Origin of the sequence: Haemophilus parainfluenzae, assembly GCF_003252795.1 — a bacterium.
GTDB classification, from domain to species: Bacteria; Pseudomonadota; Gammaproteobacteria; order Enterobacterales; family Pasteurellaceae; genus Haemophilus_D; species Haemophilus_D parainfluenzae_K.
Map to the genome: position 1 here is coordinate 1 of NZ_QEPQ01000012.1, position 1,162 is coordinate 1,162.

The window sequence follows — 1,162 nt, forward strand, 5'->3', positions numbered from 1 at the left end:
AAATGTCTAAAGAAAAATTTGAACGTACAAAACCGCACGTAAACGTGGGTACAATCGGCCACGTTGACCACGGTAAAACAACTTTAACAGCAGCAATCACAACCGTATTAGCAAAACACTACGGTGGTGCAGCTCGTGCATTCGACCAAATCGATAACGCGCCAGAAGAAAAAGCGCGTGGTATCACCATCAACACTTCACACGTTGAATACGATACTCCAACTCGTCACTACGCACACGTTGACTGCCCAGGACACGCGGACTATGTTAAAAACATGATTACCGGTGCGGCGCAAATGGACGGTGCAATCTTAGTAGTAGCAGCGACAGATGGTCCTATGCCACAAACTCGTGAGCACATCTTATTAGGTCGCCAAGTAGGTGTACCTTACATCATCGTATTCTTAAACAAATGCGACATGGTAGATGACGAAGAGTTATTAGAATTAGTAGAAATGGAAGTTCGTGAACTTCTTTCTCAATATGATTTCCCAGGTGACGATACTCCAATCGTACGTGGTTCTGCATTACAAGCATTAAACGGCGTTGCAGAATGGGAAGAAAAAATTCTTGAATTAGCAAACCACTTAGATACTTACATTCCTGAACCAGAGCGTGCAATTGACCAACCGTTCCTTCTTCCAATCGAAGACGTGTTCTCAATTTCAGGTCGTGGTACAGTAGTAACAGGTCGTGTTGAGCGTGGTATCATCCGTACTGGTGATGAAGTTGAAATCGTTGGTATCAAACCAACTACAAAAACAACAGTAACTGGTGTTGAAATGTTCCGTAAATTACTTGACGAAGGTCGTGCAGGTGAAAACATCGGTGCATTATTACGTGGTACTAAACGTGAAGAAATCGAACGTGGTCAAGTATTAGCGAAACCAGGTTCAATCACTCCACACACTGACTTCGAATCAGAAGTTTACGTATTATCAAAAGATGAAGGTGGTCGTCACACTCCATTCTTCAAAGGTTACCGTCCACAATTCTATTTCCGTACAACTGACGTAACTGGTACAATCGAATTACCAGAAGGCGTGGAAATGGTAATGCCTGGTGATAACATCAAAATGACGGTAAGCTTAATCCACCCAATCGCGATGGACCAAGGTTTACGTTTCGCAATCCGTGAAGGTGGCCGTACAGTAGGTGCTGG

The 1,162-nt window shown here is 43.6% G+C and carries 1 protein-coding gene; it reads left to right on the plus strand.

The features are described from left to right. Positions 1–2: 2 nt before the first annotated feature. Positions 3–1,162, plus strand: a 1,160-nt coding sequence (gene tuf / locus DPV81_RS09345; protein ID WP_111388089.1) for an elongation factor Tu, incomplete at its 3' end; no start/stop codon positions are given.